The sequence below is a fragment of the Micromonospora sp. ABR4_055 genome, from assembly GCF_056160425.1.
Genome location: NZ_JBSWXD010000004.1, coordinates 103,913 through 119,785, shown reverse-complemented (window position 1 = coordinate 119,785; position 15,873 = coordinate 103,913). Strand labels below are relative to the sequence as shown.

The 15,873-nt window shown below is 69.5% G+C and carries 12 protein-coding genes and 2 pseudogenes; 6 read left to right on the top strand and 8 right to left on the bottom strand.

Annotation, left to right across the window (positions count from 1 at the left end; all coding sequences use genetic code 11):
* A pseudogene (locus tag ACXAHD_RS03005) lies at window positions 1-322 on the top strand (hypothetical protein); the annotation flags it as partial.
* 36 nt (window positions 323-358) lie between these two features.
* On the opposite strand, the gene ACXAHD_RS03000 reads toward ACXAHD_RS03005, so the two are convergent.
* The gene (locus ACXAHD_RS03000) at window positions 359-1,951 is read right to left on the bottom strand and encodes an RICIN domain-containing protein (RefSeq protein WP_289211274.1); all 1,593 of its coding nucleotides are present in this window, start codon (window positions 1,949-1,951) and stop codon (window positions 359-361) included.
* 175 nt (window positions 1,952-2,126) lie between these two features.
* Between ACXAHD_RS03000 and ACXAHD_RS02995 the strand changes: the two genes are divergently transcribed.
* Window positions 2,127-3,041 carry an SDR family oxidoreductase gene (locus ACXAHD_RS02995; RefSeq protein WP_281551533.1) on the top strand — a complete coding sequence of 305 codons (915 nt, stop codon included), beginning with the start codon at window positions 2,127-2,129 and terminating at the stop codon, window positions 3,039-3,041.
* Here the strand turns inward: ACXAHD_RS02995 and ACXAHD_RS02990 are convergent.
* From ACXAHD_RS02990 to cobF, 3 genes are read right to left on the bottom strand one after another with little or no spacing between them, the layout of a single operon-like run.
* On the bottom strand, window positions 3,032-4,051 hold the full coding sequence (locus ACXAHD_RS02990; protein WP_289211273.1) for a helix-turn-helix transcriptional regulator: 1,020 nt from the start codon (window positions 4,049-4,051) through the stop codon (window positions 3,032-3,034). The two genes, ACXAHD_RS02995 and ACXAHD_RS02990, sit on opposite strands and share 10 nt — an antisense overlap.
* A 2-nt stretch (window positions 4,052-4,053) precedes the next feature.
* Window positions 4,054-4,833 (bottom strand): GntR family transcriptional regulator, encoded by a 780-nt coding sequence (locus ACXAHD_RS02985; protein WP_289211272.1) that lies wholly within the window; start codon window positions 4,831-4,833, stop codon window positions 4,054-4,056.
* Window positions 4,834-4,862: 29 nt separating this feature from the next.
* Entirely contained in the window at window positions 4,863-5,678 is an 816-nt protein-coding gene (cobF, locus tag ACXAHD_RS02980) for a precorrin-6A synthase (deacetylating) (RefSeq protein ID WP_281551530.1), read from the bottom strand.
* Window positions 5,679-5,878: 200 nt separating this feature from the next.
* Here cobF and ACXAHD_RS02975 point away from each other — a divergent pair.
* The 4 genes and pseudogenes from ACXAHD_RS02975 to ACXAHD_RS02960 form a co-directional block, all read left to right on the top strand.
* A pseudogene (locus tag ACXAHD_RS02975) lies at window positions 5,879-7,498 on the top strand (amino acid adenylation domain-containing protein); the annotation flags it as partial.
* Window positions 7,490-8,869 carry a ferredoxin reductase domain-containing protein gene (locus tag ACXAHD_RS02970; protein WP_281555699.1) on the top strand — a complete coding sequence of 460 codons (1,380 nt, stop codon included), beginning with the start codon at window positions 7,490-7,492 and terminating at the stop codon, window positions 8,867-8,869. The pseudogene ACXAHD_RS02975 and the gene ACXAHD_RS02970, both read left to right, overlap by 9 nt.
* Before the next feature lie 70 nt (window positions 8,870-8,939).
* The gene (locus ACXAHD_RS02965; protein WP_281551529.1) at window positions 8,940-9,704 is read left to right on the top strand and encodes an enoyl-CoA hydratase-related protein; all 765 of its coding nucleotides are present in this window, start codon (window positions 8,940-8,942) and stop codon (window positions 9,702-9,704) included.
* A 131-nt stretch (window positions 9,705-9,835) separates the two neighbouring features.
* Window positions 9,836-10,054, top strand: coding sequence for a hypothetical protein (locus tag ACXAHD_RS02960; protein ID WP_278174201.1), 219 nt, complete (start codon window positions 9,836-9,838; stop codon window positions 10,052-10,054).
* A 33-nt stretch (window positions 10,055-10,087) separates the two neighbouring features.
* On the opposite strand, the gene ACXAHD_RS02955 is transcribed toward ACXAHD_RS02960, so the two are convergent.
* From ACXAHD_RS02955 to ACXAHD_RS02940, 4 genes are all read right to left on the bottom strand, one after another.
* A complete protein-coding gene (locus ACXAHD_RS02955; protein WP_289211271.1) occupies window positions 10,088-11,050 on the bottom strand; it encodes a TIGR03557 family F420-dependent LLM class oxidoreductase in 963 nt (320 codons plus the stop codon).
* A gap of 338 nt (window positions 11,051-11,388) precedes the next feature.
* Window positions 11,389-14,091: a KGGVGR-motif variant AAA ATPase gene (locus ACXAHD_RS02950; RefSeq protein WP_289211270.1), complete on the bottom strand. Its 2,703-nt coding sequence runs from the start codon at window positions 14,089-14,091 to the stop codon at window positions 11,389-11,391.
* Window positions 14,088-14,477 (bottom strand): hypothetical protein, encoded by a 390-nt coding sequence (locus tag ACXAHD_RS02945; protein WP_281551526.1) that lies wholly within the window; start codon window positions 14,475-14,477, stop codon window positions 14,088-14,090. Before ACXAHD_RS02945 ends, ACXAHD_RS02950 begins: the two co-directional genes overlap by 4 nt.
* Before the next feature lie 127 nt (window positions 14,478-14,604).
* On the bottom strand, window positions 14,605-15,846 hold the full coding sequence (locus ACXAHD_RS02940) for a beta-ketoacyl synthase N-terminal-like domain-containing protein (protein ID WP_475048423.1): 1,242 nt from the start codon (window positions 15,844-15,846) through the stop codon (window positions 14,605-14,607).
* Window positions 15,847-15,873: the final 27 nt, after the last annotated feature.

Sequence of the window (15,873 nt, the reverse complement as noted above, 5' to 3'; positions counted from 1 at the left end):
TTCGTTCTTTTCCGCCTGGCGTGTGGGCGGGGTTTGGTGCGTAAAACCTCCTGATCCTGCGTCCGCGCCGTTGGCCACCGGTGCGGGCCGAGCCATCGTGGTCACCGCGCCGGTCGACTTCCCCGTCTACGGCCGGTACGCGGTCCACGGTCAACTGGGCACCGGAGTCGGTGGCGATGGCGCGGTGGCGTTCGTCGTCGAGACCGAACGCTATCCGTGGGGCTGGCCGGCGGTCGCGGCGGTACTCGTGGTGGTTTTGCTGCTGCGCCAGGTCATCGGCCTGCGCCGGATCAGCCGGTCGCCGTCGGGCACCGAGCGATAGGCACCCGGCGTCCGGCGTTCAGTGGACAGGGAACGGTCAGCAGCGGTTGATGGTCGAGTTGTTCAGGGCGATGTTGCGGATCACGATGTTCTGCCCGCACGGGTTCTCGTTGATCTGCGAGTTGGTCAGCGTCAGGTTCTGCAGGGTGATGTCGCGCGACACCGGGAACTCGGTGCGCGAGGCGATCCGTACGTCCGAGCCGTTGACCGTACCGGAGACCGCCGCGATGGTCACGTTGTAGCAGTTCTCCAGCAGGATCGAGTTGCTGCCGGTGCCGGAGATGTCGATCCGGTCGATGACCGCACCGCCGGACTCCGACACGCAGAAGATGCCCCGGCCACCGCCCCGGGCGATGACCGTACCGACCCGGATGTTCGTCGGGTAGCTGTCGCCGACCCGGCCGTTGCGGTTGGCCATCCGGAACCCGGCGTACCCGGTGCCGGTGCCGGCGCCCTGCGCGTCGACGGTGCCGACGGTCGCGTTGATGGTGTCGTTGAGTATCAGGCCGGAGTAGCCGGTGTTGCGTGCGGTGACGGTGCCGACCGTCAGTCCGTCGACCCCGTACGTCTCGACCCCGTGGTTGCTGGTGCCCTGCACGTACACGTTGTCGATCCGCACGTTGCGGGAGCGCTGGCTGCGGTCACCGTGGTTGTCGATCCGGATGCCCAGGCCGGCGGTGACCCGGATGTCGATCTGGCCGAGGGTGATGTTGTTGCCGTTGCGGATGAAGATCCCGTACAGCGGATTGCCGGTGATGTTGAGCCGGGTCACCTCGACGTCGGTGACGCCGCGGGCGTACACCACGGCCTGGTCGCCGGAGCCGGAACCGGTCACGTTGACCGTGCCGCAGACCTCCAGGACGGTGTACGACGGCAGCGACAGCCGGGAGCCGGCGCTGATCGACCCGGAGCCGCGGACGACGACCTTCTGCTTGCTGTTGCGCCCGGCCGACAGGCTGTTCACCGCGGCCTGCATGGCCGACAGCATGCTGGAGCCGGTGTAGACGGTGCTGCCGCCGTTGCGCGCCGTCCAGGTCGACCCGTTCTGTACGGCTTCGGCGTTGAACGAGCCGGACCCGCAGCCGCCGGAGCTGTCCAACCGGACCATCTGCCACTGCTGGTTCCAGCCGTTGACGTCCTGGTACTGCGAGATGATTCCGCCGTCCGAGGTGGACCACTGCCACACATCGAGAGCCTTGTTGCTGTGCCGGCTGATGAAGCGGACGTAGCCGCTGTCCGAGTCGGCGAGCCGGAAGTGCTGCCGGGTGCTGCCGTTGTCGTAGTTCTGAATCAGCTGGGCCCCGTCGACCGCGTTCGGCAGCTCCAGGTACTTGCCGCTGTGCCGAGATCTGATCTTGTAGTAGCCGCTGCCGACGTCAACGAACTGCCACTGCTGCGCCGCGCTGTCGTTGCGCGTCCACTGGACGATCGGTGCGCCGTCATGGGTTGCCCCGCCGTAGAGATCGATTGCCTTGCCGCTGTGCCGGCTGAGCATCACGTACCAGGCGCCGGTGTCGACGGTGGCAGCTGCGGCGTACTGCACGCCAACCGCCGCGCCGGTTGCGACCATGGCGGTCGTGGCGAGCGCCACGACGCCGGTACGCCAGCGCCGCCATCTGGTGGCTGTCATGGAACCTCCTGGATTTGTCGGAGACTGCTGCCGGTTAGCGCCCCCACAGTGAGGCGGGAAAGGGCTTTCTCATCGTGACGGCAATGTATCGACCACATTCGATGGAGTCAACCAGGCTGCTGTTCTCTGGAAAAGCTGACGTCGGATGTCAGGTTTTGCTGGCACCGTCAGCGGCATGTCCACACCACTGAACGGCAGGACGGCGCTGGTCGCCGGAGCGACCCGGGGCGCCGGCCGGCGGACCGCGATCGAACTCGGTGCCGCCGGCGCCACCGTCTACGTCACCGGCCGCAGCACCCGACGGCAGCGTTCCGAGATGGACCGTCCGGAGACCATCGAGGAGACCGCCGAGCTCGTCGACGCCGCCGGCGGCACCGGCGTCGCGGTGCCCACCGACCACCTGGACCCGGACCAGGTCCGTGCCCTGGTGCAGCGGATCGACCGCGAACAGGGCCGGCTCGACGTGCTGGTCAACGACATCTGGGGGGCCGACCACCTGACCGACTTCGAGTCGCCGATCTGGGAACAGCCGCTGGACCGCGGCCTACGCACACTGCGGCTCGCCATCGACACCCACCTGATCACCAGCCACTTCGCGCTGCCGCTGCTGATCCGCCAGCCGGGCGGGCTGGTGGTTGAGATGACCGACGGCACCGCCGACTACAACGGCACCCACTACCGCGAGTCGGTCTTCTACGACACGGCCAAGAACGCCGTCATCCGGTTGGCCTTCGCTCAGGCCGAGGAGCTGCGGCCGTACGGTGCGACGGCGGTCGCGCTCAGCCCTGGCTGGATCCGGTCCGAGGCGATGCTGGAGCACTTCGGGGTGACCGAGGCGAACTGGCGCGACGGCACCGCCAAGGACCCGCACTTCGCCATCTCCGAGACACCGGCGCTGGTCGGTCGGGCAGTGGTCGCGCTCGCCGCCGATCCGCAGGTGTCCCGGTTCACCGGGCGGTCACTGTCCAGTGGGCAGCTGGCCCGCGAGTACGGCTTCACCGACGTCGACGGCAGCAGCCCGGACGCGTACCGCTACATCGTCGAGGTCGTCGAGACCGGCCGGCCGGCGGACACCACCGGTTACCGCTGACCGGCGGTCTCGCCGTACAGCGCGGCGAGCCGGCGGGCGGCGTCGCGCATCCGGTCCCGTAGCGGGGGCGGGGCGAGCACCTCCACCTCCGGACCGAGCGCCTGCAGTTGGCTGTACGCCACGTCGGGCGACTCGACCGGCAGCCGGGTGTGCACCCAGCCCTGAGCGTCGGGTGGCCCGGCCGCCTCGTGCGCTGCCTGGGCGGCCGGCGCCTCCACCGCCCAGCGCAGCGCCCGCAGCCCGGCCGGACTCAGCCGTACGGTGACCTCGTCGACCAGCACGCTGCGGACGAAGTCGGCGGTGCCGGCCGCCCACACCGCAGCCAGGTCGAAGCGGTGGTCGCGGTCGAAGACGTTGCCGGTCGGGTCAACCACCGCGATCCGGTCCACCCGGTAGATCCGGTGCCCGTCGTCGACCCGGCCGGGGTCGGGGACCCGGCCGACGTCGTCGACCTGGCCAACCAGGTACCAGGTGCCGTTCTTGAGCACCAGACCGTACGGCTGAACCGTTCTGACCACCTCGGTGCCGCTCCGCCGGTAGTTGAGGCGGACCACCTGGTCCTGCCAGGTGGCGCGGGCCAGGTCGGCCAGCGCAGGCGGCGGATCGGCCTGCCGGAACCAGCCGGGCGCGTCCAGATGGAACCGCTGGCGGGCCCGGCCGGCGGCGTCGCGCAGCCCGACCGGCAGCGCGGCGGTCACCTTGAGCTGGGCTACCCCGAGTACGTCGGCGAGGCCCATCTCATCGGCCGGGCCGGGCAGCCCGGACAGGAACAGCGTCTCCGCCTCGGCCCGGCTCAGACCGGTCAGCCGGGTCCGGTAGCCGTCCACCAGTCGGTACCCGCCGGCCCGGCCCTGGTCGGCGTAGACCGGCACCCCGGCGGCGGACAGCGCCAGCACGTCGCGGTAGATGGTGCGCTCGGAAACCTCCAGCTCGCGGGCCAGTTCCGCAGCAGTCATCGTCTCCCGGGACTGCAGCAACAGGACCAGGGAGATCAGCCGGGCGACCCGCACGGTCAGCGCCCGGCGGGCGAGCGCAGCGGGGATCCGTCGGCCACCCGCAACTGGTACGCCCGGTGCGGTGCCCAGCTGGCGACCAGGCTGAACCGGTCGCCGCGGACGAAGGTCTCCCGCCATTCGACGGGCCGTCCGTCGGTCCGGCCGATCCGTTCGACGGCGAGCAGGCCGCCGCCGCCCAGCCGTCGACGCTGTTCGGCGGTGGGCACGATGGCGTGGATGCGTTCCTCGCCGTCGGTGACCCGGACGCCGTGCCTGGCCAGCTCGCCGTAGATGCCGGTACCGGTCAGGTCGGCGGTGAGCAGCGGCCGGGCCAACTCGGCCAGCAGCCAGACCCGATCGGCGGCCAACGGTTCGTCGTCGGCGAACCGGAGCCGCTCCAGGTGCACGAATCGGGTGTCCGGATCCAGCCCGAGCCGGGCCGCGATGGCGACGTCAACCCGCAGGTCGCGGCCGAGCACCTCGCTGCGCTGGCGCATCCCGCGAGCCTGCACTTCGTCGAAGAGCGAGTAGAGAGCGCCGAGCGGCTGCTCGATCCGCTGCTGGTGGACGGCGGTACGCCGACCCCGGGCCGAGTCCAGCACCCCGGCCTGGCGTAGCCGGCGCAACGCCTCCCGTACCGTGTGCCGGCTGACGCCGTACTCGTCAACCAGTTCGTGCTCGCCGGGGAAGCCGGCGGCGAACCCGCCAGCGGTCAACCGGCGGACCAGGTCGTCGTGCAGCTGTGCCCACAGCGGCATCGGGCTGTCCCGGTCGACCGGCCGGGCCTGGTCGGTCATCAGAGTCCTTCCGCGGAGGAAGTCAACGGCTACCTGATCGCTCGCGTCTGGTGTCCGGTCTTCTGGTGCTGTCCGGTTGTCTGGACAAGGGTACGCCGTAGCAGGTAGGTGTCCATGATCCAGCCCTTGCGGCGGCGGGCCTCGGCGCGGGCGGTGACGATCCGGTCGGCGACCCGGTGCACCGGGCCGGCGATCAGGATCTCGTCCGGGGTGCCGAGGTACGCGCCCCAGTAGATGTCGATGCTGTCGGCGTCGGCGAGTCGGGTGAAGGCGCACTGCGCGTCGAGCATCACCACCAGGTCGTCCACGCCGGTCGGGAAGCCCTCGTCGGCGAGCCGACGGCCGGTGGTGATCTGGACCGGGCAGCCGATCCGGTTCAGCGCGATCCGGTGCCGGGCGGTCAGCGCGGCGACGCTGCTGATGCCCGGGATCACCTGGTGGTCGAACTCGACGACGTCGCGTTCCCGCAGATCGTCGAGGATGGCGAGGGTGCTGTCGTACAGCGCGGGGTCGCCCCAGACCAGGAAGGCGCCGCAGTCGCCGTCGGGTAGTTCGTCGCGAATCAGCTGGGCGTACCGGTCGGCGCGGCGTCGGCGCCAGTCCTCGACCGCGGCCCGGTAGTCCGTCGCGGTCCGGTCCCGCTCCGGGTCGGCGATCTCGACCGCCCGGTACGCCCCGGTGGTGTGCCGGCGCAGGATCTCCTGCCGCAACGCGGCCAGGTCCTGCTTGACCGCGCCCTTGTCGAGCAGGAAGAACACGTCGACCCGACGCAGCGCCTCGATCGCCTGCACGGTCAGGTGGTCGGGATCGCCGGCCCCGATTCCGATGATCAGTATCTCTCGCACCAGGGGGAGTGTGCCGTACCTCGACCGGGCAGCGACAGTCGCGGACTACAGCGAATCCGCCCGATTTTAACTATTTATCACATTTCTTCTGTATTTATCATTAATCATCACTGCATATGGTCGAAAATGTATTTCTATGCTTCGATGGGTCGGAGGCGCGCCGTCCCCCGGTCGGTGCAGAGCATTGAGGAGGAACAGTCATGCCACAGCGTGGTTCCGGTCGACCAGCGACCCGATTCCGGGCCAGCGCCGTGCGGCAACGCGGCATTCCCGGGATCGCCACCGCTGCGGTCGGCACCGGACCGTTGGCCATCCTGTCCGACCAGGACAGACAGTTGTTCCGTCGGTTCGGCTACGGTCCGGCTGAGCCGATCGTCTCCACCCACATCCAGCACGCGATCGAACAGTGGGCCGTCCTCACCCCCGACACGGTCGCCGTCGAGCACCTCGACGAGCGCATCACCTACCGACAGCTGGACCGGCAGGCGGACCGTCTCGCCGCCCGGCTGATCGCCCACGGGGTAGGTCCGGGTGACCGGGTCGGCGTGTTCACGCGCCGGTCGATCCCCATGGTGGTCGGCATCCTCGCCACCCTGAAGGCCGGCGCGGCGTACGTGCCCCAGCACGCCGGGGTGGCCACCGAGGCCCACCTGCGGCACGTCACCGACACCGCCGGCATCCGGATCGTGCTGACCACCACCGAGACGGCGGGTCAGCTGCCGCACCTGCCGGGCCGGATGCTGATCGCCGTCGACGAGCTGCTCACCCAGCCGCTGGCGGACTCGGCGTACCCGGTCGTCCCGACCGGTCCGACCAGCCCGGACGACGGCTGCTACGTGCTGTTCACCTCCGGCACCACCGGCCGACCCAATGGGGTCACCGTCACCCATCGAAACGTGTGCAACCTGCTCCTGACCGCCCCCGGCGACCTGGGCATCCAGCCGGGGTGGCGGGTCGGGCAGATTCTCAGCATCGCCTTCGACATGGCCGCCTGGGAGATCCTCGGTTGCCTCAGCCACGGCGGAACCCTGGTCGTCCGGGGGAGCGACATCGCGGCGACGGTCGAGACGGTGGACGTGGTGATCGCCACCCCGAGCGTGCTGGGCGCCGTCGACCCGGACCGGTGCCCACGGGTCAAGGTGGTCGCCGTGGCCGGTGAACCGTGTCCACGGGAGCTGGCCGACCGGTGGGCCCGACAGGCGGTCTTCTACAACGGCTGCGGACCGACCGAGACCACCATCGTCAACACCATGCACCGGCACGACCCCGCCTCCGAACAGCTCACCATCGGCCGGCCGACCCCGAACAACACGGTGTACGTGCTGGACGCCGACCGCCGGCCCTGCGCGATCGGCGAGGTGGGGGAGATGTGGGCGGGTGGTGACTGCGTGTCGGTCGGCTACCTCGGCGATCCCGAGCTCACCGGGCAGCGGTACGTCCCGGATCCGTTCCTCGGCGGTGGACGGATGATGTTCCGTACTCGGGATCTCGGACGCTGGACCCCCGACGGTGAGTTGGAGCACCTTGGCCGCACCGACGACCAGGTCAAGGTCCGTGGGTTCCGGGTCGAGCTGGATTCGGTCTCCGCCGTCCTGGAAGCGGTGCCGGGTTGCCGTCGGGCGGCGACGATCAAGGTCGACGACCGTACGCTCGTGTCGTTCGTCGCCCCGGCGACCGTTGACCCGACGGCGGCGCGGGCCGCGGTCGCCCGGACTCTGCCGTACTACTGCGTGCCCGAGCGGGTGCACGCCCTCGAGTCGCTACCGGTGACCGATCGGGGCAAGATCGACAAGGGGGCGCTGCGCCGGTCGCTGGACCGCCCGGCCCCGCCCAGCAACCCGGCCCCGCCCAGCAATCCGGCCCCGCCCAGCCATCCGGCTCGGTCCGACCTGCCGGCTCCGCTGCCGTGGCAGCGCCGGATCCTCAGCCATCCCCGGCTGATGCCGTACCACCGGCTGGCCGCGCTGGTCCTGGCCGGCAACGCCGCACTGCTGTACTACGCGCTGACCACCGGCGGCTGGTGGCAGGCGACCGACGGCGGCCTGGCGAACCTGTCGTACGCCGCCCTGGCCAACGTCGCCCTGGCGGTGCTGATCCGCCAGCAGTACATGATCAACCTGCTGTTCTGGCTGGCCACCCGGGCGCCGACCCGGTGGCCGCTGCGGGTGCGCTGGGGGTTGGGCAAGGTCTACCACTTCGGTGGGCTGCACGTCGGTGGCGCACTCGCCGGCACCGCCTGGTTCGCCGGGTACGTCGCCGAACTCACCCGGCAGGCGTTGGCCGGCCGGGCCGTCACCGCCGTACTGGTGCTGTCCTACCTGTTGGTCGCGCTGCTGCTGGCGATGGTGACGACCGCGCTGCCGCCGGTTCGTGGCCGCTGGCACGACCTGTTCGAGCGGGTCCACCGGTTCGGCGGGTGGGCCGCGTTGATCCTCCTGTGGGCCCAGACGGTGCTGGTGGTCGACGGTGCCCGCGACGGGAGGCCGTTGGCCGCCGCGCTGCTCGGCTCGCCGGCGCTGTGGACCCTGGCACTGCTCACCGTCAGCGTCGCCCTGCCGTGGCTGCGGCTGCGCCGGGTGCCGGTGCAGGTGGACCGGCCGTCGAGCCACGTGGCCATGCTGACGTTCGGTCACACCACCCCGTTCGCCGGATCGTCCACCGCGATCAGCCGTCGTCCGCTGCTCGAATGGCACTCGTTCGCCAACGTGCCGGCGCCCGGTGAGCGCGGCTTCCGGCTGACGGTGTCCCGCGCCGGCGACTGGACCGGCTCCCTTATCGACGACCTGCCGAACCGGATCTGGGTCAAGGGCATCACCACCGCCGGCGTGGCCAACATCGAAACGCTGTTCACCCGGGTGGTGTACGTCGCCACCGGCAGCGGCATCGGGCCGGTGCTGCCGCATCTGCTGGCCGGCAAGGTGCCGGCCCACCTGGTCTGGTCCACCCGCAGCCCGCGGACGACCTACGGCGACCAGCTGGTCGACGAGATCCTGCGGGTGCAGCCCGACGCCACGATCTGGGACACCGCGCAGCGTGGCAAGCCGGACATGGTGGCCCTGGCCTACCAGGCATGGCAGGCCACCGGCGCCGAAGCGGTGATCTGCATCGCCAACCAGAAGCTCACCCGGCAGGTGGTCCACGGGCTGGAACGCCGGGGGATCCCCGCCTACGGCGCGATCTGGGACTCGTGAAACCGGACTGGGCCGACTGAAAACGGACCATCCGACCGACGACCCTGCGAATCCGACTGGAGGAACCGACATGCATCTGACGACCGAGCGGGACGGTGCCGTGGTCACCGTACGGCTGCACCGGCCCGCGGCCCGCAACGCACTCACCACCGCGCTCTGCGACGAACTTCTCGCGACCCTGCGACCACTGGACCGGGACCCGGACATCGGCTGTTTCGTGATTACCGGGTCGGACGGCTTTTTCTCCGCCGGCGCCGACATTCGAGAGATGGCGGCGATGAGCCCGGTGCAGGCGATGACGGCCGATCTCTTCGCCGGCTGGGAGGAGTTCGCCGCGTTCCGGACACCGAAGATCGCCGCGGTCGCCGGCTACGCGCTCGGCGGTGGCTGCGAACTGGCCATGATGTGCGACCTGGTGTTCGCCGCCGAGGACGCCCGGTTCGGTCAGCCCGAGATCACCCTCGGGGTGATCCCCGGGATCGGCGGCACCCAGCGGCTGACCCGGCTGGTCGGCACGGCGAAGGCGATGGATCTGATCCTCACCGGGCGGATGATGCCGGCCCGGGAGGCGGAGCAGTGCGGCCTGGTGTCCCGGATCGTGCCCGCCGACCAACTGCTCGTCGAGGCCCGGTCGGCGGCGGCGGTGATCGCCGGGCACAGCCGGCTCGCGGTCACCGCCGCCCGCGAGGCGGTCCAGCGGGCGCAGGAGGTCGGACTGCGTGAGGGGCTACTGTTCGAACGGAGGGTCTTTCACGGATTGTTCGCCACCGCCGACCGAGCGGAGGGGATGTCCGCGTTCCTGGAAAAACGGCCGGCACGGTTCACCGGCAGCTGAGCCGACCGAGCTTCACCGGCCGGACGGGCTGTCACCGGCCGGCCGGCTGCGGCGGACGGATCCGGCGGGATTTGATAGTTATTGTGCGTACGGATGAGGCGCGGGCTGGCTGAACCGGCAAGGATCGGCATATGAAGGTTCTCTTCCTGGGTGGCCCGTGGCATGACCAACGTCGCGAGGTGACGCCCCGCCGCCTCGCCGCTGCCGCGGACACCTTGCCAACGCAGTACACGGTGCCGCTCCGACCCGGGGTCAAGCCCGTCACCTACACCCGCCGTTACGCCCGCAGCCAGGGCGAGCGGCTGCCGGTCTACGTCGCCCCCGACTATTCCGGCCCGGCCCGCGCCTGACAACCGCGGCGCCGACGCCTGAGCCGGCCGCCGTCACCGGTCGAGCCCCCGCAGCCGGTCGGCCAGCTCTCGCTCGAAGAAGTCCAGGAAACCGTCCGGGTCGGGCCCGGCGTTCTGCAGCACGATGTGGTCGAAACCGGCATCGACGTACGGTTTGACCGCCTCGAGGTGCACCGCCGGGTCCGGCCCTACGCTGAAGTGTGCGGCGATGTCGTCGGCGTCGACCATCGCCGAGGCCGCCTCGAAGTTCACCGGGTTGGGCAACTCGCTCATCACCTTCCAGCCGGTCAGCGCCCAACGGCTGGACTCCCAGGCCGCCTTGACCGCCTGCTCCTCGTCCACCGCCCAGGCCATCGGCACCTCGGCGTAGCGCGGCCCGGCGCCGCCGGACCGCCGGTAGTGCTCGACGATCGAGCCCTTCGGCTCGGTGGCGAACAGTCCGTCGCCGAGCTCGGCGGCCAGCCGGGCGGACTCCGAGCCGCTGGCGGCCACCGCGATCACCGGCGGGGTCGGCGGCAGGTCGAACACTCGCGCGTCGTCGAGCTGCAGGTGCTTCCCCTGGTACGAGTGGTAGCCGCCGGACCAGAGCAGTCGGATGATCTCCAGCGCCTCGCGGAGCCGCTCGTGCCGCCCGTGCACACTCGGGAACGGTTCCCCGGTGACGTGCTCGTTGAGCCGTTCGCCGGCACCCACGCCGAGGGTGAACCGGCCGTCGGACAGCAGCGCCACGGTCGCCGCGGCTTGGGCGACGATCGCCGGGTGGTAACGCAGGCTCGGGCAGGTCACGCCGGTGGCCAGCCCGATCCGTTCGGTACGGGCGGCGATCGCACCGAGCACACTCCAGGTGAACGGCGAATGGCCCTGGGAGTCCAGCCACGGGTGGAAGTGGTCGCTCATCTCGACGAAGTCGAACCCGGCCTGCTCGGCCCGGACAGCCTGAGCGATCAGGTCGGCCGGTCCGAACGCCTCGGTGGCCAGCTTGTAGCCGATCCGCATGTCGCCTCCCCGGTGGTCGTCCGCGTCACGTCCAGTTGTCCGTGGCGCCGTCCAGGGTTGCCCTACCCCTGCCCGACGGATCTATTCGCGTTCACGGTCGATCCGCAGTTTCCATCCAAGCTGCAGTAGACCGATGGTCCGTGCACGTTGGGAGTGAGCACCGACAGCACCAGGAAGCCGGCGACGTCCGGCAGGCTGCGCGGCCGACGCCGGCAGGCCGCGCAGTACGGCGGCTGTCACCGGGATGCGGGCCAGTGCCCACCCTTCAGCACGGGGGTGGGGGCGCGCGTGGGGAGGCAGTCGATGCCTGAGGCTGAGCAGTGGCGGGCCGGACCGGTCTACCCCAAGATGTCGTTGCGCCTGCGGACCAGGTTTGCCACCGCGATGACGCGTGGGCGGCGGCCGCCCGCGACGTCGAAGCCAAGGCCATGGCGAAAGATCTCTGGAATCCAGTAGTGGTCCGCCTCGCGGAAGACCACGCCGTTTGCGTCGAGTAGTTGTGCCTGCTCTGCGGTGAGACCGACAGATTCCAGGGTGAAGGGGAGCTTGCGGCGATCGGCGTCGAGCGACCTGAGACGGTCCAAAAGTGCACCGACCGGCCTGTTTTCGAGACTGATGGCTTCGATCTTCTGGCTACTGCATCGAGGTAGTGCGCTACGCATCGCGACCGGTGTCAGTATTCGATCCGACCATCGGTCGGTGCCCGTCGATGCGGTGGCCGCCTCGGATAGGAAGGAGACGATGTCGCGGGCCTGGATCTGTTGGCGGAAGTCAGAAAGTGCCGCGAAGAACCACACATCTGATCGAGCTTCCTTTGATTTCGGAGTCCCCATCTTGTCGCCCCATACAGTGCTCATCTGGTCGGAGAGTTGATCGGCGGTGGCGGTGCGGACGCTGTCTGCGGATGCGGTGAGCGCGCCGGCCCTCTGACATACCCATGCCGCCAGTCTGAGCGCCTCCTCTCTGTTCCAGCGCAGTGCATACTTCTCATATCTTTTCTCGAACTGTGCCACGTTCTGGTGGATGGCCTTTTGTACGAGGTCCCGTCGGACGAAGGTCACCATTCCCAGTGGGCGTCCCCGCAAGGTGCGGAGCCACTCCGGACAGTCGACTAGCAGGGCGCGCAGGGCTCGCTGTTGACGGCTGTCCTCGACGAACTCCGGGAACAGGTCCTCAAGCCCGTCGATGACGAAGATTACTGAATTGGAGCGGGCAAAGGAGGCCAATGATTCCTCGACCTGTTCGGGGGTGGTGTCCAGGCCGATTGCGCGGGCAAAGCAGGTGAGCCATACTCGCCGCCAACCTCCCGATGTCAGCTCGCCGGACAGGGCGTCCTCGACGTTTTCGCGGACCGCCTGCGATCCGGCCGCTACGCCGCCGGTAAGCCTGTTGGCTTCCGCGATGCGTCTCTCGTTGATCGCTGTGGCCGATTGATCGCCCAAATTTGTTGACGCCAGGACAGGGATTGTTGGGATTCGCAGGGTCGCATCGTCGACTCCGGCTGCAGCCGCAAAATCAGCCCATGTCGTCCTCCGGCACAGCTGGAGGTACGTGAAGGTCTTCCCGGCACCTTTTCCGCCGACGACGATTTCGATTGGTGGCTCGGTCCGGTGTGCTTCGGCGAGGTTGCGTAGTGCGTCGGTGACTAGGAAGTCAACCTCTGGAGAAGTCTCTGCGAAGACCAAGTTTCCCGCGACCGCCGCGAGTCTCGACCTGATCGCGTCGAGATCGGCGGGCTCAGGTTCTGCTGGCACAGGCGCACCGGGGTTCAAGCGGGGCAACGAATCGATCAATGGGGTCAGCGGCTGTGCGAGTCTGGCGCGTTCGGCCAGTCCGGTGACGGCTTCCCACGAGGCTGGAAGATTTAGCAGTATCGGATTGAACTCGCTTGTCATTGAAGGAATCGCTATGTCGGCGTCAACCGTGGAAGCTGCTTGGCTCGTTGACGATACGGCGTAGGCGGCGCGCCGCAGGTCGGCGGCTACCTCTGCCAGCCGATCGCCATGGTCCTGCCCGCTGAACTGCGTGAGTAGAAGTGCGCAGTCGGGGTCGTTCTCCATGCGGGCAGGTGCGCGTTGCGCCAGCTCGGCGAGAACTCGTTCGGTACCCTTGACCGACTGGTCGCTGATGGTCGTGACGAACACCCTGAATACCCGCGGATCCAGTAGGAGGGGTGCGCTCAGTTCGCTCACGCCGGCTCTCAGATCGACCATGATGACGTCGGCACCGAGCGCGTGGCCGAGTCGAGCAAGTGCATTCGAAAGAACGTAAGGACTGCGATCGGGGGTCAACAGGTCGACCGGCTCAATCTGCGGTGGTGATATCCGGCTGTGATCTCGGCGGGCCGGCATCACCACCACGCCGTCGATTTCCTGGTTCACCAAGAACTTCCGGCCGAGGCTGATTGCCTCCGTGAATGATGAATCAACCGAACCTTGCACGAGGGCGAGGAAATCTTCGTAGGCAAAGTCGATGCGAATCGACTCGGCAATCATCCAGGTTATACCCGGTGCTTCGAGATCGGCATCAATCAGCAGTACCCGTTGCCCGCTTGAGGCAAGTTTCTGAGCCGCCGCCACACAGTGCAAAGTTCGACCGACGCCGCCCTTGAATGAATGAAAGGCCACGATCGGGATGTCGTGCGGCAATGGCGTTGTCGGAACGGGCAGCGGGTTCGCCAGCTCCGCGACCACCCGCCGATCCGTCCAGCGCGGACGCCGATCGCCAGGCGCGGGCGGGTCGTCCTGATCGATACTCACCGCGAGCGGTCGCTCCTCGCCAGCGTCATCGAGTAGCAGGCACCCGCGAGCGGGTTCGACGGTAAGTGGTCCGAGCACTTCGCGCAGCCAATGCCAGACATCGTCGGGCGGCGTCAGCGGGGCGACGGAGACCCGCACTCCGTCCCAGTAGGCGTCGATCTCCCGCAGCCATCCCGGCCACCGGCCTTGTCGGGCCAGCGCGGCGAAGTACAGGTTGACATCGAGCCAGGTGAACAGGTGGTCAGGATGCGAGGGACCAGAAACGTCCAAACGCTCGTTCACCGGCCCAGCTCCTTCCGACACCACTGGCCAAGGGATACCAAGCCTGCCACACAGCTCCGCTCGCCACCGGCATCCAGGCCCGCGCCGTATCGCCATGCCTCATGCAGCTGTGCTACCGCAACGGGCGGGGCGGGCGCGTTCGCTACGGCGACGCGCTTGCAGTCCACGAGCCGCTGGTACGCGGCTGGCGTGAGCCGGAGCTCTTTGGCGAGCCGCCGCAGGTCATGGCTGAGCAGGTCCGAGGGCAACTGATCGGTCCGCTGTAGGTTCCTCCGCCGCAGCGCTGCGGCCTTGAGTCCACATTCCACGGCATAGAACTGGAGCAGATTCGAGACCTGGCCGGCGGTGACCTCTGCGGACTCGAGCAGCCGAACGAAGCTCTTCACAAGATCACGATGGGTGACATGAAGGGGCACCGAGTGATACTACTGATCCCCGAGGCGCTTGCCGGCCGACGGTTCGCCGTGACGGTTCCTAGGGCGGTCGGGAGCGGGCCGCACGGGTAATAGTTGATCATTCCCAGTCCGGGTCGCGGCGCAGCAGCAGGGCGCTGTTGAAGCCGTCGAAGCCACGGGCGGCGACCAGCGCGGCGTGCCCCGCGCACTCCCGTGGCGTACGGACGAAGTCGAGGTCGCAGCCGGGTGCCGGGCGGCGCGGTGCGGCGGTCGGCGGCAGCAGCCGGTGCCGCAGCGCCAACAGCGCCGTCGCCACATCCAGCGCCGCACTGCCCTGGTGTGCCCGCCCGGTCAACGGCTTCGGCGTGGTCACCGGCGGCGCCGCCGGGCCGAAGACCGCCCGCACCGCCCGCGCCTCGGCCCAATCGAAACGCGGTACGCCGAGCGCGTCCGGCAGGCAGACGTCCACCTGCGCCGGAGCCACCCCGGCGGTCGCCAGCGCCCGGCGCATCGCCCGGGCGTACTGGTCGGCGTCCCCGCCGGTGTGCCGGTCGGTGTGCCGGGCGTCGTGGCTGGCACCCCAGCCGGCGACCTCGCCGTAGATCACCGGGGCGCCCCGGGCCAACGCGTGCCCCAGCTCCTCGACGACCAGCACCGCGCCGCCCTCACCCGGCAGGTAGCCGGCGGCGTCGACGTCGAACGGCAGGTACGCCGACTCCGGGTCGGTGCCGGTGCTGAGCAGCCCGCTCCGCAGCTGGCAGGCCAGCGCGTACGGGCTCAGCGCGCATTCGGTGGCACCGGCCAGCACCACGTCGGCGCCCCGGCGGATGGTCCGGGCGGCGTGCGCCAGGCTGTCCAGCCCACCGGCCGCCTCGGCGACCAGCACCCCGCAGGCGCCCTTGAACTGGTGGGCGATGGAGAGCTGGCCGACACTGGCGGCGTAGAACCAGGCAATCGACTGGTACGCCCCGACGGTACGGCCGGGCCGGCTCCACAGCCGCTGCAGCTCCCGCTGGCCGAACAGGTTGCCCCCGGACGAGCTGGCCAGCGCCACCGCGTACCGGTCGGGGTCGTCGGCGGTGTCCGGCAGCCCGGCGTCAGCCAGCGCCAGCCGGGTGCCGGCGAAACCGAGATGGGTCCACCGGTCGGTCTGCACCGCCCGCCGGTTGTCGGTCCACTGTAGCGCGTCGAAGTCGGCCACCTCGCCGGCCAGGGTGACCGGGTACGGCGCCGGGTCGAACAGGGTGATCCGCCCGGTGCGGACCTGCCCGGCCAGGGTCGCCTTCCAGTGCGCGTCGGCACCCAGCCCGGTCGGCGCCACCACGCCGATCCCGGTGACCACCGCCCGCCGCCCGGGCACCGCGGCCCGCTGACCGGGCAGCGCGGC

Excerpts from the sequence above, each read along its gene's own strand:
- ACXAHD_RS02965 (WP_281551529.1), top strand. The coding sequence starts at position 8,940 with ATGCATCTGACGACCGAGCGGGACGGTGCCGTGGTCACCGTACGGCTG.
- ACXAHD_RS02955 (WP_289211271.1), bottom strand. The coding sequence starts at position 11,050 with ATGCGGATCGGCTACAAGCTGGCCACCGAGGCGTTCGGACCGGCCGAC.
- ACXAHD_RS03000 (WP_289211274.1), bottom strand. The coding sequence starts at position 1,951 with ATGACAGCCACCAGATGGCGGCGCTGGCGTACCGGCGTCGTGGCGCTC.
- ACXAHD_RS02995 (WP_281551533.1), top strand. The coding sequence starts at position 2,127 with ATGTCCACACCACTGAACGGCAGGACGGCGCTGGTCGCCGGAGCGACC.
- ACXAHD_RS02960 (WP_278174201.1), top strand. The coding sequence starts at position 9,836 with ATGAAGGTTCTCTTCCTGGGTGGCCCGTGGCATGACCAACGTCGCGAG.
- ACXAHD_RS02985 (WP_289211272.1), bottom strand. The coding sequence starts at position 4,833 with ATGACCGACCAGGCCCGGCCGGTCGACCGGGACAGCCCGATGCCGCTG.